Origin of the sequence: Saccharibacillus brassicae (assembly GCF_006542275.1) — a bacterium.
Classification (GTDB): Bacteria; Bacillota; Bacilli; order Paenibacillales; family Paenibacillaceae; genus Saccharibacillus; species Saccharibacillus brassicae.
Window position 1 is genome coordinate 3,190,166 of record NZ_CP041217.1, and the last position, 21,296, is coordinate 3,211,461.

Consider the following 21,296-nt stretch of genomic DNA (forward strand, 5'->3'; position numbering starts at 1 on the left):
AGGAGAATCGGTTATGTCTACGATGCAAAATGTGCAAAGGGCGGTCTATCCGCTGATCCACCCGCTAAAAAACGTTCAGCTGGGCGAATCGTTCACTTCTCTGCTTGAAGGATCGGGCATCTATGTTCGGGACGAGAACGGAAAGCCTTATATTGACGGAATCAGCGGCCTATGGAATGTATCGCTCGGGTACGGACATTCCGGCATTCGGCAGGCGATCATCGAACAACTCGACCGGATTCCGTTCGTGAACCTGGTCGATCAGACCAATCCGACCACGGTCAAATTCGCGCAAGAGCTGTTGGCACTGACGCCGGAGCGTCTGTCCCGGGCGATTTACACCTGCACCGGTTCGGAATCGGCCGAGTTGGCGATCAAGCTGATACGCAAATACCAGAGCCTGCGTGGTCTGGAGCAAAAGCAGAATATCGTGGCGCTGAGCATTTCCTACCACGGCACATATTACGGAGCGATGAGCGCAAGCGGGATCGATAGGGAGATTTCCCAGGGCTACGGTCCGAAAGTACCGGGCTTCCTGTTCCACGATACGCCGCTTAGCAGCCTGGGACGAGGCAGCGAAGACGAAGAACTGCGTGCGATTGAAGAGTTGTTTGAACGTGAAGGAGACCGTATTGCCGGAATGATTGTTGAGCCGATTATCGGCTCGGGCGGAACAATTCCTCTGCCGGATTCGTTTTTGCGAAAAATTCGGGAACTGTGCGACTTGCATGGCGCACTCCTTGCTTTTGACGAAGTAGCCACGGGAATGGGCAGAACAGGCCGAATGTTCGCATTCGAATACAGCGGTGCCGTACCGGATATCCTTTGTTTATCCAAAGGCATTAACAGCGGATATTTGCCGCTTGGAGCAGTTCTGTTCAGTGAAGCGATCTACCGTGAATTCGCGGTTGCCAATCTGCATATTGAGCATTTGTCCACACAAAATGGCAATCCTATTGCCTGCTCAGCTGGATTGGCGACGATCGAAGCCTTAAACCAACCGGGCATGCTGGAGCATGTTTCCGAGATGGGAGAATTGCTGCGCGAACTTTTGAACGAAGAGCTTGCGGATTGCCCGGTCTTTTTGGAAACACGCGGCAAAGGCTTGATGACAGGGGTTGCACTGCAAGATGATCTGGTGGGCGGCGTTTGCATGGAGGCCGAGCGTCTTTCCGCCCTGGTCAACCGGCTGAAGCAGCGGGGATTAATCGTGTATCCGTTCTACACGCCGGGCGTCACAACAGGATTCCATCTCTATCCTCCATTCGTCATTTCCGCTCAGGAAGTATCGAAGATCGTCGCTATTATCAAAAAAACGCTGGGAGGCAGGTGAGAAGTATGCAGCGTGGCTATTCGTTTGATCCTTTGAAAGAAACGACGCTTTTTGGCGGCGAATATCCCGGCGATGAGCCGCTTAACGCAACGGTATTGTTCTAATCCCTTTCCGGATATCCAAGAGCCTTAAAAGAGTTTACTTTGTGAAGGAGGTGAGAAATATGGAAAAAGCTTGGAGCGTAGAAGCCGAAGAGCTGGAAGCTGTCACGGCGCCGACAGGCGGCATGTACATAGGCGGACCGATCATAGGCGTGGTTGTCGGCGGATTGATCTCCCTTACCTAATATTCGAGGAGGAATGTGAAAATGAAAGAACTGCAAGCACTGGATCTGGAACTGTTGGAAAACGTGGAAGCGCCGGGCAATGCGAGAGATTTCGTAACAGGCGTAGCAGCCGGAGTCGGCGTAGTCGCAGCCGGTGCCGCATTGGTTGCCTTCACGTAAGCGAATTTTGAACAACCAAATACCGAATCACCCAATAAATCCATACGAAAAAAGGAGCGATTGAACATGGAACAAGCAAACAATCTGAATGTTGAGGAACTGGAAATGATGGACACGCCGGGTTGGGCAGAGATTGCTACAGGATTCGCGGCAGGCGTAGCGGTGGGCGGCGTAATCGTCGCATTGACGTAAGCTAAGCAAAAACCGAATCAAAACCAAAACTAAAATCGAGGAGCGATTAATCATGGAAAACATGCTGAATGTACAACTGGAAGAACTGGAAGAAGTAGCGGCACCGGGAGACGGAGCGTTTATCGGCGGAGTAGTTGTCGGTGTTATTGTCGGCGGCGGTCTGATCGCTTTCACGTAAAATCTTTTTCAAAATCCCAAAACCAAACCCATTAGGAGGAATATGAAAATGAACGAACAACAAGCACTGGATCTGGAACTGCTGGAAAACGTGGAAGCGCCGGGCAATGCGAGAGATTTCGTAACAGGCGTAGCAGCCGGAGTCGGCGTAGTCGCAGCCGGTGCCGCATTGGTTGCCTTCACGTAAGCGAATTTTGAACAACCAAATACCGAATCACCCAATAAATCCATACGAAAAAAGGAGCGATTGAACATGGAACAAGCAAACAATCTGAATGTTGAGGAACTGGAAATGATGGACACGCCGGGTTGGGCAGAGATTGCTACAGGATTCGCGGCAGGCGTAGCGGTGGGCGGCGTAATCGTCGCATTGACGTAAGCTAAGCAAAAACTGAATCAAAACCAAAACTAAAATCGAGGAGCGATTAATTATGGAAAACATGCTGAATGTACAACTGGAAGAACTGGAAGAAGTAGCGGCACCGGGAGACGGAGCGTTTATCGGCGGAGTAGTTGTAGGCGTCATCGTGGGCGGCGGTCTGATCGCTTTTACGTAAAGAGTATTTTTGCTAAACGCAAAGCGCAGCAGAAGTACTCTGAATCTGAAAACTGGTAACTTCAAATCCTGAAAATCAAACCCAATTCTAGGAGGAATATAAAAATGAACGAACAGCAAGCGGTGGATCTGGAACTGTTGGAAAACGTGGAAGCACCGGGTAACGCCCAGGACTTCATTACAGGGGTAGCGACAGGCGTAGGCGTAGTTGCGGCAGGAGCGGCACTGGTTGCTTTTACTTGAAAAATAAGCTTGGCATGACATGATCGGGACATAGGGGGCTTATTCCGCTGAAGCGGCAGCCGCAAAGGCGGAAGGCCCCGTTCCTTACGAACCACGTATCTATTCTGGGAAACGAAGGTGATGAACATTGACTCAAGCAGCAGAAGTTGTTGAATTTCATGAGACTGAAAATAATTCTTTTATGATTAAACATAAATTGTTGAACAAATACATCAAAGTAGGCCGACGGGAAGCGGATTATCTGAAGCTGCTGATCAGCCATCCGGAAGACAGCGAACGAGAGCGTCTTTATCAAGGCGAATTAACGGAAAAAGAGCGGCGGTATTTGATGGAAAAGTTCGAGGAATGGGGATTTCTTCAAACGGAAGCCGAAGAAATGCCGGCGAAAAAACGGGATATGACGCTGATCAAGCTTTTCCGCTTCAATCCGAACCGCTGGTTGGAAAAAAATCTTTATATCATTCGAATCCTGCTGCATCCGGTAGCGGTTGCTGCCTACGGACTGCTGATGCTCGGAGCGCTCTATATGATGATGTCCGATCCCGATTTGGTCAACCGTATTTCTCTGAACGGAATCGGAATCAAAGAAGGGTTGATCCTGTATCTGATGATGATCGCAACGACGGCTTTTCACGAGATGTCCCATGCCGCCGTATGCAAAAAGTACGGAGGAAGCGTTCCTGAAACCGGCGTGATGCTGTTTTATTTCGGGCCTGCCATGTTCTGCGACGTCAGCTCGACCTATTTGTTCAAAAAGAAGCGTCATAAATTGGCTGTTCTGTTCGCCGGCATTTACAGCCAGTGGATGATGACCGCTATATCGGCTATCACGTTCTATGGTTTGCTGCAAGCCGGAATCGAAGCGCCTCTGTTGCTGTACTACTCTATCGCCAACTTGGGGATGAGTTTGCTCAATCTGATTCCTCTGGTAAAGCTCGACGGTTATTGGATGCTCTGCCATTCGCTCGGCATCGTCAATTTGAGGCAAAAAGCATTCCGTGCCGTGTTCAGCAAAATCCTGCCCCGTTCGAAGCGGAAAGACGGCATGAAAGCTAATGCGGAACGACCTTTCGAGAAAAGAGTACTGCTGCTTTACGGCATTGCCGCCGCAGCTTTTACTCCGCTCTTCTGGGGCTGGGGCATCTATCAGCTGATTGATCGGTTGCAGCCTTATCTCGGAATGTTCGCCTACGCCGCGGCATCGATCTTGCTGATCATGTTGGCCGTGCATGCGATGAAGTTCTGGAGAACGCTTAGAGAAACCGTTTAAGTCGGATAAAAGGACGATAGAAGTACGAGTGAGGAGGGACTGCGATGAACCGGGATGAGGCACAAATGCTGTCGAAACCGACCGAAGATGCAAGGGATCGGTTATTATCCGCTAAAGGCGATCAGCTTGTTCAAAGCCATAGAAACCTGGCCGGAAAAAGGGTTCTTGTAACAGGTGCGGGAAGAGGAATCGGAGCCAAGGTAGCTGAAAGCTTCGCCAGAGAAGGAGCGGCGATCGTCATGACCGAAATTCCGACCGAAATGGAACGGCTGGAAGCGGTGGCTCAAGAGTTGGGAAAATCGTACGGACAAGAAACCAAAAGCCTGATGCTTGATATTCGCAGCGGCGAATCGATAGCAGAGTGCGCAGCCGCGCTCAAGCAGGACGGACTGGCGATCGACTATTTGGTTAACAATGCCGGCGTCAACATGCTCGTGCCGGCATTGGAGGTTACGCCGCAGCAATGGGATCTGATCGCGGACGTCAACTTGAAAGGTACGTTTTTCCTGACCCAACAGATTGCCAAAAGCATGGTGAAACGAAGAAGCGGCTCGATCGTCATGCTTGCTTCCCAACACGGCGTGGTGGCCAACGAGAATCGCGCGCCGTATTGCGCCAGCAAAGCGGGATTGATTCATCTCACCAAAGCTTTGGCGCTGGAATGGGCCAAGTACGGAATTCGCGTCAATGCGGTTTCGCCGACTTTCGTCGCTACCGAAGCCAATCGCGAACATGTGGAAGATCCGAGATTCCGCCGAATGAGCCTGCCGAAAATTCCGCTGCGCAAACTTGCCGTACCTTCGGATATTGCGGAAGCCGTGCTGTTTTTGGCTTCGGATCAAGCGGGTATGATCACCGGACATAATCTGATTGTGGACGGCGGCTGGACGGTCGCCTAACGGACGGATTTCGATAAGACCGACAAGAAAAGGGGAGAGGATTATGTATTTCGGAATTTTCAAAGAGCTGCGCAGCCTGAACCTGCCGCACAGTCATGATATGGACTTGTATGAAGGTTATTACTCGGAGTTCTACGAAGCGTTGACGGATCGGACCGAGTACGACATTGAATTGCTGGCCGAGCAAGCCGAACGGGTTCGCGGTCAAGGACGGATTTTGGAGCTGGCTTGCGGTGCCGGACGCGTGTTGATCCAACTGGCCCGGCGCGGACATTCGACGCTCGGCTTGGATCTGTCGCCGGATATGCTGGCCTTGTACCGCCGGAAAAGCGTTAGGCTGCCGGAAAATGTTCGTGGCCGTATCGAAGTCGGACAAGCGGACATGACTTCGTTCGTACAAGCAGAAAAGTTTCCGCTGATCGTGTTGTCGGCCACAAGCGTCAGCCTGCTGCCGGATATGGCTTCGGTAGAAAGAATGCTGGAAACGGTATACGCGCATCTGGAGGAAGGCGGGCGTTTCGTGTTCGACTATGTCTACGAGAACAGCGAGCACAACCGCGAAATGCGCGACGGCAAAGTGGACGGCGTTACGATCGATCTCGGTCCCGATCATAAGCAATTCGTATTGATGGGCGAGCACGAAGAGCACGACTCGCGCAAAGCCGTTATGAACTTTTACGCGGAAGTGGTACAAGGCGGAAGCACGCGCCGTTACTTCGGCTCCACGTCCAAAAGCTTTTTCCCGGAAGCGCAAATTCTGGACTGCGTGAATCGATCTTCCTTGAAGCTGATCGAGACGCATACTTATCCCGCGGATCAGGCCCCTGTGCGCTGCCTTGTGCTTGAGAAAGGAAAGGTGAGCTGATGGGCGAATATTGGATTCTTCACGCGGAAGAAGACCGGGCGAAAGCCGAGAAGATCGGCGGTATGCTTCAAATCGCCGGACTGCCGGTTCGATGGACGGAGTCCCCAGACGAAGTACGGGAAGTGCCTGAATTGGTGATCGCGATCGGCAGCGAGGAACGACTTTTGGCCTGGAACGAGATCGCGCATCGCCAAGGGTTCAATTGGCTGCCGGTGCGTTTCAATCGCCTTGGAGGCAGTTTGGGTCCGCTGGTCATTCCCGGAGTTACCGCTTGCCGGGAATGCTTGAAGCAGCGCATGGCGTCTTTGTCCAGCCCCGAGTTTCCGGAGGCGGGAGCCGGGTTCGAATTGTCTTGGCAGATTTTTGCCGGCATCGTCGCGCTTGAAGTTGCGAAGTGGTCATCCCGGCACAAAAGCAGCTTCGCGCCGTTGACGCTCGGGCATCTGTTGGAATTCGATGCGTTCCATATCGAAGGCGAGTTGTCGGCGGTACATCGCGTTCCGACCTGCAGCGTATGCGGCGTGCGTCGATCGGCTTCGCTGGCCGCGCAGCCGTGGACGGAAGCGGCGGTGCTCGCATGAGCCGTCAACTGATTCGCAGATCTTCGTCCGTCGGAGCGAATGCCGGCGTGCCGAAAGCATTGGCCGCAACGCTAGGCGGTCGGGGCGGGATCGTGAAAGGCTTGATAAATGTGAATTCCGACGCGGAAGATCCCGAGCTTTTTTTGAGTCTGGCCATTCCGGGCAATCCCAAAAGCTTCGTTCCGGGCCAGGAAGGGTTGATCGACTTTTTTGCGAGCGGCATGGGACGCACGCCGGAAGAAGCAAATACATCTGCTGTTGCGGAAGCGGTCGAACGCTATTGCGCGTCTTACGTGCAGCCCGACCGGACGATCTTCGCTTCGTGGCAGGAGTTGGGTGCCAACGCGCTGCACCCGAGCGAACTTCCGCTGTTCACGAAAGAGCAGCACGCCAAGTCGGGGTTTCCGTACCGTCCGTTCACGGAGGACAGCCGTATAGGATGGTTCGAGGCTTACAGCCTGACCCGAAGAAGGAACGTATACGTTCCGGCTGCGCTGACCTGGGACTCTTACCGGCCGATCGCTCCGAACGAAGACGCGATTTGCTTCGGTCTTATGACGGGCTCTGCGGCCGGCTCGACCTTGGAACAAGCCATGCTCGGCGGGCTGCTGGAAATCATCGAACGGGATTCGTTCATGATCATGTGGTATAACCGTTTGCAGATGCCGGGTATCGACTTGAACGGCTCCGCGCTGTTGGAACCGTTCGGAGCGCTGATGGACAAGCGGCGTTTCCGGCTTGATTTGGTGGATACGACTTCGGATATCGGCGTGCCTTCCGTCTTCGGCCTGCTGCATACCCGCGACGGAAAAGTCTCGTTCGGCGGTGCGGCCCGCAGTACGCTTGAGGAGGCCGCCGCCAAGACGCTGATGGAGATCAGCCAGCTGTATATGGGCAACAAAGCGCAGATTTACGCCTCGGGACTTCCCGAGCTGCAAGCGGATCAGATCGTCGATTACGGTCTGCGGCTGCCTTATTACGAGCAGCCCAATGCGATGCGCGAGCTTGATTTCGCCTGCGGGGCACCCAAAACGCGAAAGCTCGCCGCGAACCCGATCGACGTCAAAATGTCCAATGCCGAGCAGTTGAAGCAGGTGCTTGATCGGCTTGCGGCACGCGGACTGGAAGCGATCTGCGCGGACATTACGACCGAAGACGCGAGAGCGCTCGGGCTGCATGTCGTCAAAATGATCGTACCCGGAAGCGTGCAGCTTCCGCGAAGCGAGCATGAACGCCTGGTCGGAAGCCGCCGCATTTTCGATGTTCCGGTCGAGATGGGGTACCGCACGTTCCCGATCGCGCCGACGGACTTGAATGCGGCGCCGCACCCTTTTCCCTGAAAGGAGAATGCTTGATGAGTCTTAAATTTAACGATTGGAGATCCGAACGTGAATTGGATGAAGAACGTCTCTCGCTGACCTACCATGCCGGTTCCGCTCACCACCCCGAATTGGACATATTGATGAGATCTCGGATGAAAATGCTTGGCAACCTGTTTCGGCACCTGGACGGTCAGGCTTCGTCGGACAAACGTTATTTCGGTTCGTCGACGATTCCGTCGAGCGAAGCGGACATCCCGCCGAATCTGAAGCAATGGTTAGACGCTTATGTCCGAACCTGGATGTTCCATTCCGAAGCTCCTTTCGAGGATTTGCGCGTACTGGAGCAAGCTGCCGGATTCAAGCCCGATCAGTCGGAGCTGTACATGGTTTGCCGGAACGAAGAAGGAAAGCACGTTTGCTATCATATCGAGGAGCAAGGGCGGGGATTGAAGTGCTGCGGCCGGCCTTGGAATATTTCGTTGGAAGATGCTTTTCCGCCGGGACTGCTGAGCGGCTCGCCGCGGGCGATCTGGTTCGTCGCCGCCAATTTGCATCGTTCGCATAAGCTGCTCGGCGAACGGGGCTACCGTTATAGTCTGCTGGAAGCAGGGCGAATCGCGAAACAAGTGCAGAGCTGCGCGCCTCAAGCAACAGATACGGCTCCGATTGCCACGTTTTATGACGACAGAGTGAATGAATGGCTGGGATTGGACGGGATTTACGAAGTTGCGCTCGCGGCAGTCGTTCTGTACGACAAACCGTAACCGCATATGAATCATGCAGAAGATCTTTCCGAACGGAAAGGTCTTTTTTGCGTATTCAGGGGATATGAAGATTGGTGTTTCTCTGTTGGAATAAAGAGGGTTTGGAAGTAGAATAGAGGATAGGAATAAATCTAATCCTAATCAGTATTCGATAAGGAGAGAAACCTACGTTGAATTGGAATGAAGCGATTAAGCAAACGTTGATGCAAGGGATCGAACAAGGATTCAACCAGGCCGAACTTCGGGAAATGGCAGCGGAATGCGCGGCGTACAAGCTGTCGGAAAAAGCGCTTTTCGGCAATCTTACTATGCTCCACTATCAAATGTACGGCGGAGAGGGTGACGGGATTTTGCAAGCGGCGGCTGCCGTCGAAGCATTGGTACTGTCTTTGGACATGATCGACGATCTGCAGGACGGAGATAATGAAGTGGCTCCGTGGAGCAAATTCCGAAGCGATCTTACCTTGAATATCGCGCTCGGATTTTCGTTTTTGGCTCAGCAGATGCTGCTGCAAGCTCCTTTTCCGTCCGAACGCAAATATGAAGCGGCTGCGCTGCTCAATGCTCAATTGCTTACGACCGTAAGCGGACAAATGATCGATCTTTTGAATGCCGTTTATACGGAAGAACAGTATATGGAGATGATTTCGGGTAAATCGGCTTCCTTGCTTGTACTGGCGGTTCAACTGGGTACGTTGCTCGGTTGCGGGGAAACCAAGACCGAAAGTGCGGAATTTGCTCTTCAACTGGGGATAGCGGCTCAGATCAAGAACGATATCAAAGATATTACGAATCATGAAGGCAAAAATGATTTTTGGAACCGTAAGCGTACGCTTCCGGTTTTGATGCTGCTGAATTATTTGGAAGGTGAAGATCATTGGGCAAAGGAGTATTTTGAAGGGAAATTAAGCTATGATGAAGTCCAAACCAAAGCAGCCGAATTTGAGGAGGCACTTGAACAATCCGGTGCGCTCGCCTATGCTTCGGTAAGAATGCGTATCGCTTATTATCGTTGTCTGGACGTGATCGAATCGTTACCCGTGCAATCTGAATTCAAGCAGATATTGGACCAGACCATTCGCGTGTGAAAGTCTTTTTTTGCATGTCCGCAGCCCGCTTTGCGTTCCCGCAAAAACACCGCAAAAACAATTGCGGGAATTGTCGCGGCGGTTGTCGTTTCCCGAACTTCTTGGTGCTGGTATAGTGAAATCAAGCCAAACGCCGGAACCACTATCCAGAATCTTCTCGCTTCCGATCGCCGGTTAAGCTGACAGCTCCAGGCAGATGCACTGCCGGCTGCATCCATCCCAACTTACGGAGGTTGATCGGAAATGTTGAAAGAAGCGATAGCGATGCTTATGCAAAACAAGAATGCTTGGGTCGAATTCCAATCGGGACAACTACAGTTTGTCGGGCTTGGAGCAATGGAGCAGCGGGCATTGAAAGAAGTGTTCCAAGAAGGCAAAAACGACAAGGTCTTAAAAAACGCCAGCCTAGCAGCTTGGGGAGTCGTATAGATTTCTGTAGGAAATGGAGGATTCCATGTTAAGAAGATGGAAGTGGCCGATTGCCTTATTCATATACATAATTATTGTTTTTCAATATTTTTATACCGTTGCGTCAAGTCCAAACATATTTGTTGACGTATTTCGCGAGCTGGATGGTTCCTATCACGTAACATCGATTGGAGAAGGCGGATGGGGAGAGAAGTACCTCGAAGTCGGTAATCGAATCGCAGCAGTCAATGGTCAAGATCCTTCAGAAAATTATATCGTTGGACGTTACAGCGAGCTTGAAAGGGTTAAATCGCTCGATATCGTGAATACTCAAGGTGAAAGCCGTCATTATGAATTGGAGCGGCCTCCGTTGTCGGAGACGCTTCAATTTATCGGGGTGCCCTTAGCCGCTTCGGTTTTATTTTTAATTTTTGCGGCTGTGCTTTGGAAATACGGACGACTGGACCCTTCCGCTTTTATGCTGGCGCTCTTTTTCCTGTTTACGGGAGCGGCTTATATCGGCGGGTATACGACTCATAAACTCGAGCCTGTCGGCGATTTGTTATTCCGTTTTCTGTTTTTGATGGTTCCCGTTGTTTTTATCCATTTCATGAATATGTATTTGAAAAGATTCAACGAATGCTTATTATCTTCTAAATGGATGATTTTCTTTTATGCTTGCTTAAGTTTTGAGCTTGCCTTACTTTGTATTCGATCATTTGTTAAACTTGAAATTTTGGCTTGGACATCGCCGCTATTCACGCTCTTTTTTGCGATTCCGAACGTCATCGCCATCATTCAACTGATACGAAAATACAGAAAACATCGAAAAGGCGACCTGGACTCCTTGTTCAAACTGACTTTGATCACGCATATTCTGGCTTTTTCGCCGTTTATCGTCTTATACAGCCTCCCTCTGTTAATCGGAGCTCCGATCATTTCCGTCGGAACCGCAACAGCCTTTTTATTGGTACTGCCGCTGGCTTACATGTATATGCTGATGACCCGTCGGATTTTCGACGTAAATTTCGTATTAAACCGATTTATCTATCATGCTTCGGTGGCCGTATTGCCTTCGGCGATCATGGCGCTGCTCGGCATGTGGATCGTTCGCAGCGAAGGCCCCAGCGGAATCGGCATAACGAGGATGTTCCTGATTTTTTATCTGGTGCTGGTCATGTTATTGTTCGTCAAAGAAGCTTTGGACCGCAAACTTCGGCAAGGGAAAGGCGGAACGAGCCTGGATGGGAATTTCGAGCGATTTTCCCACAATATCGCGCGCGTGATGAAGCGGGCCGATTTGGAACGGGCGCTCGAACAGGAGATCAAGGAAAGCATTCGCATCCCTGCGCTGCAATTTTTCGATTGGGACGCTTCGGTGAATGAAGTATCGATCGAAAAAATGACGACTGCGGAACGACGCGAGATTGCCGAAGCGCTCCGACGCAAAAACGAGCAGCTCGTTCCCGGTTCGCTGACGATGCTTTCGCGCGGCGCCTGTCTGGTGATCGGCCGCCGCGGAGATCAAGCATATCTGCTCTGGCTGGACGACAAAGCGGATCATACCCGGTACAACCCCGACGAACGCAATCGACTGATCACGCTCGCCAACTATAGCGCGATCGTGTTCGAGAATCTTTATCTGGTCGAAGGACTGATCGGCAGTCTGGAAGCGGAAATGAAGAAGCATGGCGAGACGCCGGGCTGGGTGCTGCGCCTGATCTTTAATCTTTCGGAGAACGAACGAAGACGGCTTGCTTCCGACCTGCACGACTCCGCGCTTCAGGACCAGATCATTTGGCTGCGCCGCTTGGAGACCGCGATCGTAGATTACGAGATGAGCGGCTTGCTGAAAGCCGAGCTGGATCGGATCAAAGAAGGGTTGTTGGACGTTATTCATCAGATTCGGGAGACTTGCAACGAGCTTCGTCCGCCGCTCTTGATAGAGATGGGACTGGAACAGTCGCTTGAACAGCTGTTCACTGAAGCCCAGATGAGAGCCGATTATATCGTTGATTTTCAGGCCAACAATATAGGCGGTGTCCTCGACGACGAGCAGACGCTGGCGATTTACCGGATTACCCAGGAATTGCTGCGCAATGCGGATAAGCACGCGGATGCTTCGAAAGTGGAAATCTCCATGTTCGCCGACGAAGAAGCATTTTATTATCGCTATCGGGACGACGGGGTGGGCATGAATGAAGCAGACGCGGCGGACTCATTCAGCCATATGGGACTTGCCGGCATGAAAGAAAGAGTCCGAAGCTTCGAAGGAACGTTCGACTGGCATTCGCAACCGGGAGCCGGCATGGAAACGGAGATTATTATCCCGCTTAAGCCGCGTTCTGATTTTTCATATAAGGAGGCCGTTCAATGATTAAAATTTTGCTGGTCGACGACCACCCTTCCGTAGGGGAAGGAACCAAGCTGCTGTTGGAGCAGGACCCCGAAGTTCGCGTGACCTCGCTGTCTTTGCCGATGGAAGCGTTAGAGCTGCTGCAAACGGAAGAATTCGATATTTTGCTTTTCGATCTGAATATGCCGGGTATCAGCGGACTGGAGCTGACGAAGCGGGTCGTGACCGCGCAGCCGGACAGCCGGGTGCTGATCTATACCGGATACGACATCAGTCCGCACTTTAATGTGCTGATCGATTCCGGCGTCTCGGGCTTCGTCAGCAAGACTGCCAGCCGGGAGCAGCTGCTTACGGCGATCCGGTGCGTAATGCGCGACGAGGCCGTGATTCCCGTGCAGCTGCTTCGCCAGCTTCGGCGCAGCGATATTCGCGTCTCTACGCGGGAAGACAACACGCTCGAAACGGTCTCGATCAACGAACGCGAGCAGGAGATTTTGCAGGAAGTCGCCAGCGGACGAAGCAACAAAGACATTGCCGCCAAGCTGCTGATGAGCCAGCGTACCGTCGAATACAGCTTAACGCGCGTGTTCGAAAAGCTCGGCGTGCGTTCGCGTTCCGAAGCGATCGCCGAAGCGAGACGAATCGGACTATTGTCCGAGAATACGATTTTTTAGTGTTACGGTAACTTGGGACAAGTCACCATCGGCTTACCTCAGACGAGCATAATCTTGCGCTTGCGAAGCGCTGCGAGCACGTTGAACCCGTCTCGATAGGAGACGGGTTCAACGCGTCGAGAAAGTCCAACGTAGCCGGAAGCGAGAAAATTCTGCTAAACATTCAATCTTTTTCTCGATTTCAACACGCGATCGGAACGGAATTTTTCTCGGAGTCTTCTCGCTTCCCGTACTCACGTGACTTTTTCGACAGCCTAGTAGCTTGACCGAATCAAATCTGAGGTTTGCGTTCATCGGAAACACGCACGGTTCAAGCGGGTTTTCGAGGGGCGTAAACTAGCATCGCCGAGAACGAAAATTCAGCACAATCTACGTCCATTGAGGTTTGAAGACACGCCTTAGCCCCATCTCCTATCGAGGCGGGGTTTTTGTCCTGTTTTCAAAAGTGCGTACCTACCGAAAAACAGTCTTTGCGGACCGCAAAAGAAAGAACGGCGATTTGCGGGAATTACGGAGTCGGTTGTCGTTTTCTCCTCGAAAATAGGCTGGTATAGTGAAATCAAGCCAAGAGGCGCCGTACTTGTTCAGCAGTTTTTCTCACTTAAATAGTCGGTTTACGTACATCTGATCAAGACAAGATATCAGTTATCATTTCGGAAGGAGCGAGTAAAGTGACACTTTCAATCAATCAATTGGGCAAGCAATACGGAGGCCATTACGTGGTCGACAATGTAACGTTAGAGGTTAAAGCCGGAGAAGCGTTCGGGCTGCTTGGCGGAAACGGGGCAGGCAAGACGACGACGATTCGTTCGGTGCTGGGACTTCTCGAATATGACCGGGGCGAGGTACTCTGGAACGGCAAGTCGTTTCTGGAAAATCGTCCGAGCATCGGCTATCTGCCGGAAGAGCGAGGATTGTATCCGAAAGAAACGGTGAGCGAGCAGCTTACATATCTGGCCCGTCTGGAGGGAATGAAGAAAGGCGAAGCGCAGAAGGCTCTTAAGGGTTGGTTGGAACGTCTCGGCATTGCGGAGCATGAGCATAAGCGGGTCGAGCAGCTGTCGAAAGGCAATCAGCAGAAGGTGCAAATCATTTCGGCGCTGATTCATGACCCTGAACTGGTGATTCTGGATGAGCCGTTCAGCGGACTTGATCCGGTCAATGCGGATATGCTGGCCTCGGTAGTCAAGGAGCAGATTGAACTCGGGAAAGCTGTGGTTTTCTGCAGTCACCAGATGATGCAGGTCGAGCAGTTTTGCGAAAACATCTGCATTATGAAAAAAGGGCAGATGCGACTGAACGGAAGCTTGTCCGATATCAAAAGTTCATACGGTCGCAACAATCTCATTCTGCGAAGCGACGCGGATCTGACGCCTTTCCTTGAAGAAAAGGGGTTGTCGGATATCCGTCGCAATGCGCAAGAATGGACAATCAAGGTGCAGGGAGAACAGCAAGCCCATGCGCTGATGCGCGAACTCGGTCAGTCCGGGATACCGATGCTCAAGTTCGAACTCAAGGAACCTTCGCTGCATGAAATCTTTATTGAAAAGGTGGGAGAAGCGGTATGAAACCATTCGGAATTATATTCGGACATTCGTTCAAGGGGCGCGTCCGCTCCAAGTCCTTCACATGGATGACCTTATTGTTGGTAGCTGTCATTGCAGCGATCGTGGTAGTCCCGAAATTCCTTGGCGGTCAAGCGCTGACGCAGGGTACGGTTGCTGTTGTTAACAACTCGTCGCTGCCGGTTCAAGCCGACGAGCTGGCCTCGACCGTCTCGCCGATCTATGAATGGGACATGGTGCAGCAGAGTGAACTTGCGGCTCAACAAAAGCTGCTGCAAAGCGAAGATTTAGCCGCGATCGTTGTTATTGAACGAAGCGCGGACGCTGCTGCGGCTCCGCAAATCACATTGTCGGTCAATCGGCAGGATGATGTGACTTTTGCATCGAATCTGTCGGCCTACGTGGAGCGTCTGAACGTGAGCGACCGCGTGGAATCACTGGGATTAACGACTGAGCAGGCGACTGCGTTAACGGTACAGCCGATTTTTGAATTGAACGAGCTGAATGCCGGAGCCAAGTCGTTGACCGAGACCTATCTGCCGATTTATGCGTTGTTGATGCTGATGTTCTTCATGATCTATTTGTTCGCCGGAAATGTCGCAACTTCGGTCTCCGTGGAAAAAGGCTCGCGCATTCAAGAAATTCTGATTACGAAAGTCAGTCCCGTACAGCTGTTGGCAGGAAAAGTATTGGGCGTAGGGCTGGCGGGTATCCTGCAGTTTGCGATCGTTCTCGGCTCGGGTGCTCTATTGCTGACATTCAGCGGGACGGGCGAAAGCCTATCGCTGGCCGGACTATCCTTCGACTTATCGGTGTTTAATGGGAAAATGATCGTTGTGGCTGCTCTGATGTTCGTACTGGGTTACTTCTTCTATTCGACTTTGTTTGCGGCAGCCGGTTCGATTGTCAGCCGCAGCGAAGAAGTCAGTCAAGCGATCATGCCGGTTTCTATGGTACTGATGGCCGGATATTTTCTCGCGATGATCGTGCTTAGCAATCCGGATGGAATCTTGGCAGTCGTCTCCTCATACATTCCGTTCTTCACGCCGATGGTTCTGCTGGCCCGGGTGGGTGCTGGCGAACCCGCGCTAATAGAGATTGCGTTGCCGATCGTGATTCTCGCCGCATCGACGGTGCTGGTTGGTCTGTTATCGGCCAAAATCTATCGCGGCGGCGTGCTGCTGTACGGACAAAAGCCTTCGATGGTGACGATGCTCAAGATGCTGGGTTCCACAGAGAAGAAAGCTTCCCGTTCGCAGTCCGGAGCACCCGCTCCCGGCGCGAAAGACGCCGCTTAAGCCGGAGTTATCCGCTTGTCGTTTCGTTCGCTCCCAAGTGTATACCGTTGGAATCCGCTTCGAATCGCTCGGCTGCACATTCCGAATGCCAAAGAGGAGTCGATTATGCTTAGAAAATTCGTACCGCTGCTGCTCGGAGCCGTTATCGGCCTGCTTGTCGGTTGGCGGGAGGTCCGCTTGTTCGAAGAGGGAAGCGGAGAGATCAAAGCGATACGCGGCGCCGCCGGAGCTTTCGGTGCCTGGACGCCGGTAATCGTGCTGGCGGCCGATCCGGGCGCAGGGTATCGTCAGTCCTTCCGGTCCGGCATGCAGTCTGCTCGCAGGATGGACCGTGCTGATCCAGGGCGAGCGCATGGATGAAGACAAGCTTACATTTTTGCGAAAAGAGAGCTCGCTCTGCCTGTAGGAGGTTGCCGGAAGGCAGACGAAACCGGCGGTGCAGGCCTGGAGCTGAATGATCTGTACCTGCTGTACGAAGAACAGCAGCTCCGCCGAGGCGGGCTGCTGAACAATGAAGGAGGAATCTGATATGTATGAATACAAATTCGTCAAAGTGGAACTCAGCAGCTTCAAACGGGACCCGAAAGAGCCCTACCACGACATCGTGCATCAGTATGCGGCGGAGGGCTGGAGATTGAATCAGATCTTCGCCCCGGCGATCTCGGGTTACGGTATCGCGACGTTCTACGAGCTGATCTTCGAACGGTTCGTGCCGGAAGCGTAAGCAAGGGAACGCGCGGGCTTTGATCGAGGTCATCGGGGCTATTGAAGTCGTTGCAGCGTAAGTCTTCTCCCGCGCCTACGCTTCGGCCAATGTGCGGTAAGACGCGATCTTGAACGTCAGCATCTCGTCCGCGTCCTGAAGCGTCTGCATCTGCGCCCGAATGGAGCGCTGGTGCTCGGCCAGCAGGTTTAGGCGGTCGCCCGCCGTCTGTTCGCCTTCGATCACGAGGGAAGCGTACTTCTTGATCGAAGCGATCGGCATCCGCGTTTCCTTGAGCTTGATGACGAACTGCAGCCATTTGATATGCGATTCGTCGTACCTTCTGTCGCCTCCGGCATCCCGGAGCGGACGAACGATTTCTTCTTTTTCATAATACCGGAGCGTATGCGCGCTGATACCGAGCAGTTCCGCCGTTTCGCCGATCGTGTACATGTCCGAACCCTCCCTGGAAATTAAACTTGACTTAGAGTTAGCTCTAATCACTATAATCAACGCATAGCCCGATCGCAAGACCCAAATTCGATCGGAGCCCCAGGAGGAATATCCATGAAGTATACGGTCATTACCGGCGCCAGTTCGGGCATCGGGTACGAAGCGGCGCTGGCGTTTGCGGCCCGCGGCAAAAACCTGATTCTGGCGGCGCGCCGCACGGAAGAGTTGGAGCGGCTCAAAGCGCAGGTCGCGGAGATCGATGCCGGTCTCGACGTCGTGATTCGTACTGTGGACTTGTCCGTCTCGGCCAACGTGCACGAATTTTACGGGAGCCTGGCCGATTATTCGATCGAGACGTGGATCAACAACGCCGGTTTCGGCAATTTTGCGTCCGTCGGAGAGCAGCAGCTGCCCAAGATCGAGCAGATGATCCATCTCAATATCGAAGCGCTGACGATTCTGTCTTCTCTGTACGTACGCGATTATGCGGAACAAGAAGGCACGCAGATCCTCAACATTTCGTCCGGCGGCGGCTATACGATCGTGGCCGACGCGGTAACCTACTGCGCGACCAAGTTCTACGTCAGCGCTTTTACCGAAGGACTCGCCCAGGAGTTAAAAGGCAAAAACCTGCCGATGCGCGCCAAAGTGCTCGCTCCCGCCGCGACAGAGACCGAATTCGCCAAACGTTCTTTTGACGTCGACGAATTCGAATATGCGGGCCGGGTCGCCAAGTTCCATACCGGAGCGCAGATGGCCGGCTTCCTGCTCGACCTGTACGACAGCGAGCACACAGTCGGCATCGTGAACGGCGCGACGTACGATTTCGAACTGAAAGATCCGATCTACCCGTACGCCGGCCGAAGCCAGACCGGAAGCCGGGATTAAGCGTTCGGGAGCGAAAGCCTTCTATATGAAGCAAACGGTCGAAGCGAGAGATTGAAGCAAACGAAGACGCGAAAAGACGGATCGAAAAGACAGATCAAAACAGCCGCAGGCCCTTTTGAGGGGATGCGGCTGTTTGTTTTTTTAAACGAAATTTAAACTTGGGCCACTCCTTCCTTTAACCTGGCGTCTCTATCATAAGAAGCAACGATAACGAACAAGAGGTGAGGGACATGACACAAATGATGATCGAGACCCGGAACTTGACCAAAAAATATCGGGGGACCCGGGCGGTGGACGCGCTTAATCTGGCGATCCCGCAGGGCGAAATTTACGGCTTTCTCGGACCGAACGGAGCGGGCAAGACGACGACGATCCGCATGCTGCTCGGCCTGATCAAGCCCGACAGCGGCATCGTGCAGCTGTTCGGGCAGGACCTGAAGCGCGACCGGATCAAAATTTTGCGCCGCGTCGGTTCGCTCGTCGAGTATCCGTCGTATTACGGCCACCTGAACGCGGTCGAGAATCTGGAGACGCTCCGCCATATTCTGAACGTGCCGCGAAGCCGGATCGACGAAGTGCTCGGTACGGTCGGCCTGACCAAGGACGCCAAACGTGCCGTCAAAGGCTATTCGCTCGGCATGAAGCAGCGTCTGGGCATCGCGGCGGCGCTGCTCGGCAGCCCGGAACTGCTCATTCTCGACGAGCCGACGAACGGGCTGGACCCGTCGGGCATTTTGGAAATTCGCGAGTTGATCAAAAAAATGCCGAAAGAGCAGGGCATTACGGTGCTCGTCTCCAGCCACCTGCTGAGCGAAATCGAGCAGATGGCGAGCAGCGTCGGCATCGTCAATCAGGGCCGCATGATTTTCCAGGACAGCATGCCGAACCTGCAGCGCAAAGCGGGCAGCGAGATCCATATCGCCCTGTCCGACGCAGAAGCGGGCATGATTACGGCGCGCGAGCAGGGCTGCTTCCCGCGGCTCGATCAGGGCAAGCTCGTGTTCAAGGGTATCGACAACGGACAGATCGCCCGGCTCGTATCCGCGCTGGTTGACGCCCGCCACAGCATCTACCGGGTGGAAGAACGCCGCAAGTCGCTGGAAGACCTGTTCCTGACGATGACCGGCAGCGGAACTTCGGAAGCGGAAGTGTCCGAACTTCAGGCAGCCACCGGTGCTCCGAGAGCGGCCGGCCTGCGCAAGGAGGCGGCGCAATGATCGGCAAACTGCTGAGAGCCGACCTGCTCAAGACGCGCCGGACCGGCATCTGGTGGGTCGTCCTGATCGGACCCGTCGGCCTGGCGGCGATGCAGATGCTCAACTTCGGCCTGCGCTACGATTATCTCGTAGGGGACATCTACGCGGCCGATCCGTGGGCCGGCCTGCTGAACGAGACGGGCCTGTTCGTACCGATCGCGATCTATCTGGCGATGACGCTGCTTATGTCGATGATCGCAAACGTCGAGAACCGGCAGAACGCCTGGAAGCAGGTGCTGGCGCTGCCGGTGCGCCGCTCCGAAGTGTTCGCGGCGAAGTTTCTCTGCTGCATGGTGCAGCTGCTCGCGGCCTGCGTGCTGCTGGCCGGTTCGGTCGCGGCCGTCGGTCTGATCCTGAAGCTCAACGGACCGGTCCCGCTGCTCGACCTGTTGAAGTTTGGCGTCTATCCGCTGCTCGCCGCGCTGCCGATGCTCGGTTTCATGCTCTGGATGACGCTAACCGTGCGCAATCAGGCGATTCCCATCTCGATCGGCATCGCCGCCTCGCTCGTCTCCGTGTTCGGTCTGGCAATGAGCGAAGCGGTTCCGATCGCCTGGCCGGCCGCCGTGCTCCAAGGCCAGGAAGTGCCGCTGTTCATCGGGCTGGGCGTCGGCGTGTTCGCCGTATTGTACCTGCTGGGCTCGATGCATTTTTCGAGAAAGGACGTGGCTTGATATGGCAACCTGGATTTCGGCGCTGCGCAGCGAACGGATCAAGCTTGGCCGCTCGCAGATCATGCTGCTGGCGATCATCGATCCGATTCTGTGTGCAGGGATCGGCCTGCTCTCAAGCGTCGATAACAATGCGGACGGCTGGCTCGCCCTGCTGCTCGTCATGACGATGCTGCACGCGATGCTACTGCTGCCGATGATGGCGGGGATCTTCTCGGCTTTTGTCTGCCGCTACGAACATGCGGGCGGCGGCTGGAAGCAGATTTTGTCGCTGCCCGTCTCGCGCAGCGCGCTGTACCTGTCCAAGCTGCTGGTCGTGGCGGGCGTGCTGGCGATCAGCCAGCTGCTGTTCTTCGCCGCGGTGCTGGGCGTCGGCCTGCTCAAAGGGTTCGATCTCTCGTACGTGCCGTGGGGCGAATTCGCGCAGCGGGCGGTGTTGGGCTTCGTGGCGTGCCTGCCGCTTGTCGCGCTGCAGCTGTTCGTGTCCACGATGTGGACCAGCTTCGCCGCTCCGCTCGTGTTGAACATGATGTTCACCGTACCCAATATCCTGATCTCGAACTCGGCGACCTACGGCCCGTATTACCCGTGGGCGCAGCCGATGCTGGTCATGATGGAGGCGGGCGGCGGCTACGATTTCGGCGCGTTCGCGACGCCGACGCAAACGCTGCTGCTGACGATCGGAGGAAGTTTCGCGCTGTTTCTGGCTGTCGGGCTCGTCTATTTCAACCGCAAGCCGGTCTGAACAAGAGCGGCGAACGGGCGGAGCAATCCGCGACCGGAATAAAAAAACGAAAAAATTTGCTGTTCGCTGTTAAGGTTTTGTCCCGAAATGACGTTGATATAGAAAAAGGAAAACGTACCCAGGAGGTTATATCGATCATGTTCAAAAGAAAGCTTGCTCCGGCGGCGCTGGCCGTCGCGATCGCGTTCTCCCTGACGGGAGCCGTCTCTTCGACCCATGCGGCCGCGCCGGTGCTCCCTGCCGGACCTTCGGCCGCGTCCGTGGAGTCCGACGTGCTGGTCGGCGAACTGGCATCCTCAGCGTCCGCAAGCCCGGCCCGCGCGCAGGAGACGTTGAACCGCGAACTCGCCGTGTCGGCGGATGCGCTCGAACGTCTGCAGCCGGAAGCGGCCTCGCTTGCCGACGGCAAAGGGCTGGTCGTGTTCTGCGTATCGATGGCCCTGTCGCTGGCGCTGATGTTCGGCGTGTTCGGTCTGTCGAACCTGAGAAAAAACGGCCGCCGGAGCCGCTGAGCCCGCTTCGGGCGGAGACGGGACCGACCCGA

29 protein-coding genes are annotated in these 21,296 nt (G+C 53.9%); 28 read left to right on the plus strand and 1 reads right to left on the minus strand.

Annotation, left to right across the window (positions count from 1 at the left end; all coding sequences use genetic code 11):
- Nucleotides 1-13 precede the first annotated feature (13 nt).
- From mpaD to FFV09_RS13295, 23 genes are all read left to right on the plus strand, one after another.
- The gene (mpaD, locus tag FFV09_RS13225; RefSeq protein WP_141448268.1) at nucleotides 14-1,333 is read left to right on the plus strand and encodes a daptide-type RiPP biosynthesis aminotransferase; all 1,320 of its coding nucleotides are present in this window, start codon (nucleotides 14-16) and stop codon (nucleotides 1,331-1,333) included.
- Nucleotides 1,334-1,496: 163 nt separating this feature from the next.
- The gene (locus tag FFV09_RS24360) at nucleotides 1,497-1,619 is read left to right on the plus strand and encodes a hypothetical protein (protein WP_281288439.1); all 123 of its coding nucleotides are present in this window, start codon (nucleotides 1,497-1,499) and stop codon (nucleotides 1,617-1,619) included.
- Nucleotides 1,620-1,640: 21 nt separating this feature from the next.
- Entirely contained in the window at nucleotides 1,641-1,778 is a 138-nt protein-coding gene (locus FFV09_RS23780; RefSeq protein WP_170315022.1) for a daptide-type RiPP, read from the plus strand.
- Between the two features lie 66 nt (nucleotides 1,779-1,844).
- Nucleotides 1,845-1,970 (plus strand): daptide-type RiPP, encoded by a 126-nt coding sequence (locus FFV09_RS24365; RefSeq protein WP_281288440.1) that lies wholly within the window; start codon nucleotides 1,845-1,847, stop codon nucleotides 1,968-1,970.
- A gap of 52 nt (nucleotides 1,971-2,022) precedes the next feature.
- The gene (locus FFV09_RS24370; protein ID WP_281288441.1) at nucleotides 2,023-2,148 is read left to right on the plus strand and encodes a daptide-type RiPP; all 126 of its coding nucleotides are present in this window, start codon (nucleotides 2,023-2,025) and stop codon (nucleotides 2,146-2,148) included.
- 48 nt (nucleotides 2,149-2,196) lie between these two features.
- Nucleotides 2,197-2,334 (plus strand): daptide-type RiPP, encoded by a 138-nt coding sequence (locus FFV09_RS23785; RefSeq protein ID WP_170315023.1) that lies wholly within the window; start codon nucleotides 2,197-2,199, stop codon nucleotides 2,332-2,334.
- 66 nt (nucleotides 2,335-2,400) lie between these two features.
- A complete protein-coding gene (locus FFV09_RS24375; RefSeq protein ID WP_281288440.1) occupies nucleotides 2,401-2,526 on the plus strand; it encodes a daptide-type RiPP in 126 nt (41 codons plus the stop codon).
- 52 nt (nucleotides 2,527-2,578) lie between these two features.
- The gene (locus tag FFV09_RS24380; protein ID WP_281288441.1) at nucleotides 2,579-2,704 is read left to right on the plus strand and encodes a daptide-type RiPP; all 126 of its coding nucleotides are present in this window, start codon (nucleotides 2,579-2,581) and stop codon (nucleotides 2,702-2,704) included.
- A gap of 104 nt (nucleotides 2,705-2,808) precedes the next feature.
- Complete coding sequence (locus FFV09_RS23790; protein WP_170315024.1) at nucleotides 2,809-2,946, plus strand: daptide-type RiPP; 138 nt, start codon at nucleotides 2,809-2,811, stop codon at nucleotides 2,944-2,946.
- 127 nt (nucleotides 2,947-3,073) lie between these two features.
- Nucleotides 3,074-4,216, plus strand: coding sequence for a daptide biosynthesis intramembrane metalloprotease (gene mpaP / locus FFV09_RS13230; RefSeq protein WP_141448269.1), 1,143 nt, complete (start codon nucleotides 3,074-3,076; stop codon nucleotides 4,214-4,216).
- A 44-nt stretch (nucleotides 4,217-4,260) separates the two neighbouring features.
- The gene (locus FFV09_RS13235; RefSeq protein ID WP_141448270.1) at nucleotides 4,261-5,115 is read left to right on the plus strand and encodes an SDR family NAD(P)-dependent oxidoreductase; all 855 of its coding nucleotides are present in this window, start codon (nucleotides 4,261-4,263) and stop codon (nucleotides 5,113-5,115) included.
- 43 nt (nucleotides 5,116-5,158) lie between these two features.
- Nucleotides 5,159-5,980: a daptide-type RiPP biosynthesis methyltransferase gene (mpaM, locus tag FFV09_RS13240; protein WP_141448271.1), complete on the plus strand. Its 822-nt coding sequence runs from the start codon at nucleotides 5,159-5,161 to the stop codon at nucleotides 5,978-5,980.
- Entirely contained in the window at nucleotides 5,980-6,561 is a 582-nt protein-coding gene (locus tag FFV09_RS13245; RefSeq protein WP_141448272.1) for a TOMM precursor leader peptide-binding protein, read from the plus strand. The genes mpaM and FFV09_RS13245 overlap by 1 nt, the downstream gene beginning before the upstream one ends.
- Nucleotides 6,558-7,901, plus strand: a complete 1,344-nt coding sequence (locus FFV09_RS13250) for a YcaO-like family protein (RefSeq protein ID WP_170315025.1) — start codon at nucleotides 6,558-6,560, stop codon at nucleotides 7,899-7,901. Before FFV09_RS13245 ends, FFV09_RS13250 begins: the two co-directional genes overlap by 4 nt.
- Nucleotides 7,902-7,915: 14 nt before the next feature.
- On the plus strand, nucleotides 7,916-8,647 hold the full coding sequence (locus FFV09_RS13255; RefSeq protein ID WP_141448274.1) for a nitroreductase family protein: 732 nt from the start codon (nucleotides 7,916-7,918) through the stop codon (nucleotides 8,645-8,647).
- 170 nt (nucleotides 8,648-8,817) lie between these two features.
- Complete coding sequence (locus FFV09_RS13260) at nucleotides 8,818-9,735, plus strand: polyprenyl synthetase family protein (protein ID WP_141448275.1); 918 nt, start codon at nucleotides 8,818-8,820, stop codon at nucleotides 9,733-9,735.
- A gap of 243 nt (nucleotides 9,736-9,978) precedes the next feature.
- The gene (comX, locus tag FFV09_RS13265) at nucleotides 9,979-10,164 is read left to right on the plus strand and encodes a competence pheromone ComX (RefSeq protein WP_141448276.1); all 186 of its coding nucleotides are present in this window, start codon (nucleotides 9,979-9,981) and stop codon (nucleotides 10,162-10,164) included.
- Between the two features lie 25 nt (nucleotides 10,165-10,189).
- Nucleotides 10,190-12,520: a sensor histidine kinase gene (locus FFV09_RS13270; RefSeq protein WP_170315026.1), complete on the plus strand. Its 2,331-nt coding sequence runs from the start codon at nucleotides 10,190-10,192 to the stop codon at nucleotides 12,518-12,520.
- Nucleotides 12,517-13,173, plus strand: coding sequence for a response regulator transcription factor (locus FFV09_RS13275; protein ID WP_037285098.1), 657 nt, complete (start codon nucleotides 12,517-12,519; stop codon nucleotides 13,171-13,173). Before FFV09_RS13270 ends, FFV09_RS13275 begins: the two co-directional genes overlap by 4 nt.
- A 671-nt stretch (nucleotides 13,174-13,844) precedes the next feature.
- A complete protein-coding gene (locus tag FFV09_RS13280; RefSeq protein ID WP_212635439.1) occupies nucleotides 13,845-14,741 on the plus strand; it encodes an ABC transporter ATP-binding protein in 897 nt (298 codons plus the stop codon).
- A complete protein-coding gene (locus FFV09_RS13285; protein WP_141448279.1) occupies nucleotides 14,738-16,036 on the plus strand; it encodes an ABC transporter permease in 1,299 nt (432 codons plus the stop codon). Before FFV09_RS13280 ends, FFV09_RS13285 begins: the two co-directional genes overlap by 4 nt.
- Nucleotides 16,037-16,141: 105 nt before the next feature.
- Nucleotides 16,142-16,396, plus strand: a complete 255-nt coding sequence (locus tag FFV09_RS13290; RefSeq protein ID WP_141448280.1) for a hypothetical protein — start codon at nucleotides 16,142-16,144, stop codon at nucleotides 16,394-16,396.
- Nucleotides 16,397-16,565: 169 nt separating this feature from the next.
- Complete coding sequence (locus FFV09_RS13295; protein ID WP_141448281.1) at nucleotides 16,566-16,760, plus strand: DUF4177 domain-containing protein; 195 nt, start codon at nucleotides 16,566-16,568, stop codon at nucleotides 16,758-16,760.
- 75 nt (nucleotides 16,761-16,835) lie between these two features.
- Here the strand turns inward: FFV09_RS13295 and FFV09_RS13300 are convergent, their stop codons facing one another.
- On the minus strand, nucleotides 16,836-17,192 hold the full coding sequence (locus FFV09_RS13300; protein ID WP_141448282.1) for a MerR family transcriptional regulator: 357 nt from the start codon (nucleotides 17,190-17,192) through the stop codon (nucleotides 16,836-16,838).
- A gap of 114 nt (nucleotides 17,193-17,306) precedes the next feature.
- On the opposite strand from FFV09_RS13300, the gene FFV09_RS13305 reads away from it, so the two are divergent.
- From FFV09_RS13305 to FFV09_RS13325, 5 genes are all read left to right on the plus strand, one after another.
- The gene (locus FFV09_RS13305; protein ID WP_141448283.1) at nucleotides 17,307-18,080 is read left to right on the plus strand and encodes an SDR family NAD(P)-dependent oxidoreductase; all 774 of its coding nucleotides are present in this window, start codon (nucleotides 17,307-17,309) and stop codon (nucleotides 18,078-18,080) included.
- Between the two features lie 230 nt (nucleotides 18,081-18,310).
- A complete protein-coding gene (locus FFV09_RS13310; RefSeq protein ID WP_141448284.1) occupies nucleotides 18,311-19,297 on the plus strand; it encodes an ABC transporter ATP-binding protein in 987 nt (328 codons plus the stop codon).
- The gene (locus FFV09_RS13315) at nucleotides 19,294-20,010 is read left to right on the plus strand and encodes an ABC transporter permease (RefSeq protein WP_141448285.1); all 717 of its coding nucleotides are present in this window, start codon (nucleotides 19,294-19,296) and stop codon (nucleotides 20,008-20,010) included. The genes FFV09_RS13310 and FFV09_RS13315 overlap by 4 nt, the downstream gene beginning before the upstream one ends.
- Nucleotide 20,011: 1 nt before the next feature.
- Nucleotides 20,012-20,752 carry an ABC transporter permease gene (locus tag FFV09_RS13320; protein WP_141448286.1) on the plus strand — a complete coding sequence of 247 codons (741 nt, stop codon included), beginning with the start codon at nucleotides 20,012-20,014 and terminating at the stop codon, nucleotides 20,750-20,752.
- A 137-nt stretch (nucleotides 20,753-20,889) separates the two neighbouring features.
- Nucleotides 20,890-21,264 (plus strand): hypothetical protein, encoded by a 375-nt coding sequence (locus FFV09_RS13325; protein ID WP_141448287.1) that lies wholly within the window; start codon nucleotides 20,890-20,892, stop codon nucleotides 21,262-21,264.
- The last annotated feature ends 32 nt before the right edge of the window (nucleotides 21,265-21,296 follow it).

Excerpts from the sequence above, each read along its gene's own strand:
- mpaD (WP_141448268.1), top strand. The coding sequence starts at position 14 with ATGTCTACGATGCAAAATGTGCAAAGGGCGGTCTATCCGCTGATCCAC.
- FFV09_RS24360 (WP_281288439.1), top strand. The coding sequence starts at position 1,497 with ATGGAAAAAGCTTGGAGCGTAGAAGCCGAAGAGCTGGAAGCTGTCACG.
- FFV09_RS23780 (WP_170315022.1), top strand. The coding sequence starts at position 1,641 with ATGAAAGAACTGCAAGCACTGGATCTGGAACTGTTGGAAAACGTGGAA.
- FFV09_RS24365 (WP_281288440.1), top strand. The coding sequence starts at position 1,845 with ATGGAACAAGCAAACAATCTGAATGTTGAGGAACTGGAAATGATGGAC.
- FFV09_RS24370 (WP_281288441.1), top strand. The coding sequence starts at position 2,023 with ATGGAAAACATGCTGAATGTACAACTGGAAGAACTGGAAGAAGTAGCG.
- FFV09_RS23785 (WP_170315023.1), top strand. The coding sequence starts at position 2,197 with ATGAACGAACAACAAGCACTGGATCTGGAACTGCTGGAAAACGTGGAA.
- FFV09_RS24375 (WP_281288440.1), top strand. The coding sequence starts at position 2,401 with ATGGAACAAGCAAACAATCTGAATGTTGAGGAACTGGAAATGATGGAC.
- FFV09_RS24380 (WP_281288441.1), top strand. The coding sequence starts at position 2,579 with ATGGAAAACATGCTGAATGTACAACTGGAAGAACTGGAAGAAGTAGCG.
- FFV09_RS23790 (WP_170315024.1), top strand. The coding sequence starts at position 2,809 with ATGAACGAACAGCAAGCGGTGGATCTGGAACTGTTGGAAAACGTGGAA.
- FFV09_RS13235 (WP_141448270.1), top strand. The coding sequence starts at position 4,261 with ATGAACCGGGATGAGGCACAAATGCTGTCGAAACCGACCGAAGATGCA.
- mpaM (WP_141448271.1), top strand. The coding sequence starts at position 5,159 with ATGTATTTCGGAATTTTCAAAGAGCTGCGCAGCCTGAACCTGCCGCAC.
- FFV09_RS13245 (WP_141448272.1), top strand. The coding sequence starts at position 5,980 with ATGGGCGAATATTGGATTCTTCACGCGGAAGAAGACCGGGCGAAAGCC.
- FFV09_RS13250 (WP_170315025.1), top strand. The coding sequence starts at position 6,558 with ATGAGCCGTCAACTGATTCGCAGATCTTCGTCCGTCGGAGCGAATGCC.
- FFV09_RS13255 (WP_141448274.1), top strand. The coding sequence starts at position 7,916 with ATGAGTCTTAAATTTAACGATTGGAGATCCGAACGTGAATTGGATGAA.
- comX (WP_141448276.1), top strand. The coding sequence starts at position 9,979 with ATGTTGAAAGAAGCGATAGCGATGCTTATGCAAAACAAGAATGCTTGG.
- FFV09_RS13270 (WP_170315026.1), top strand. The coding sequence starts at position 10,190 with ATGTTAAGAAGATGGAAGTGGCCGATTGCCTTATTCATATACATAATT.
- FFV09_RS13275 (WP_037285098.1), top strand. The coding sequence starts at position 12,517 with ATGATTAAAATTTTGCTGGTCGACGACCACCCTTCCGTAGGGGAAGGA.
- FFV09_RS13285 (WP_141448279.1), top strand. The coding sequence starts at position 14,738 with ATGAAACCATTCGGAATTATATTCGGACATTCGTTCAAGGGGCGCGTC.
- FFV09_RS13290 (WP_141448280.1), top strand. The coding sequence starts at position 16,142 with ATGCTTAGAAAATTCGTACCGCTGCTGCTCGGAGCCGTTATCGGCCTG.
- FFV09_RS13295 (WP_141448281.1), top strand. The coding sequence starts at position 16,566 with ATGTATGAATACAAATTCGTCAAAGTGGAACTCAGCAGCTTCAAACGG.
- FFV09_RS13300 (WP_141448282.1), bottom strand. The coding sequence starts at position 17,192 with ATGTACACGATCGGCGAAACGGCGGAACTGCTCGGTATCAGCGCGCAT.
- FFV09_RS13305 (WP_141448283.1), top strand. The coding sequence starts at position 17,307 with ATGAAGTATACGGTCATTACCGGCGCCAGTTCGGGCATCGGGTACGAA.
- FFV09_RS13310 (WP_141448284.1), top strand. The coding sequence starts at position 18,311 with ATGACACAAATGATGATCGAGACCCGGAACTTGACCAAAAAATATCGG.
- FFV09_RS13315 (WP_141448285.1), top strand. The coding sequence starts at position 19,294 with ATGATCGGCAAACTGCTGAGAGCCGACCTGCTCAAGACGCGCCGGACC.
- FFV09_RS13320 (WP_141448286.1), top strand. The coding sequence starts at position 20,012 with ATGGCAACCTGGATTTCGGCGCTGCGCAGCGAACGGATCAAGCTTGGC.
- FFV09_RS13325 (WP_141448287.1), top strand. The coding sequence starts at position 20,890 with ATGTTCAAAAGAAAGCTTGCTCCGGCGGCGCTGGCCGTCGCGATCGCG.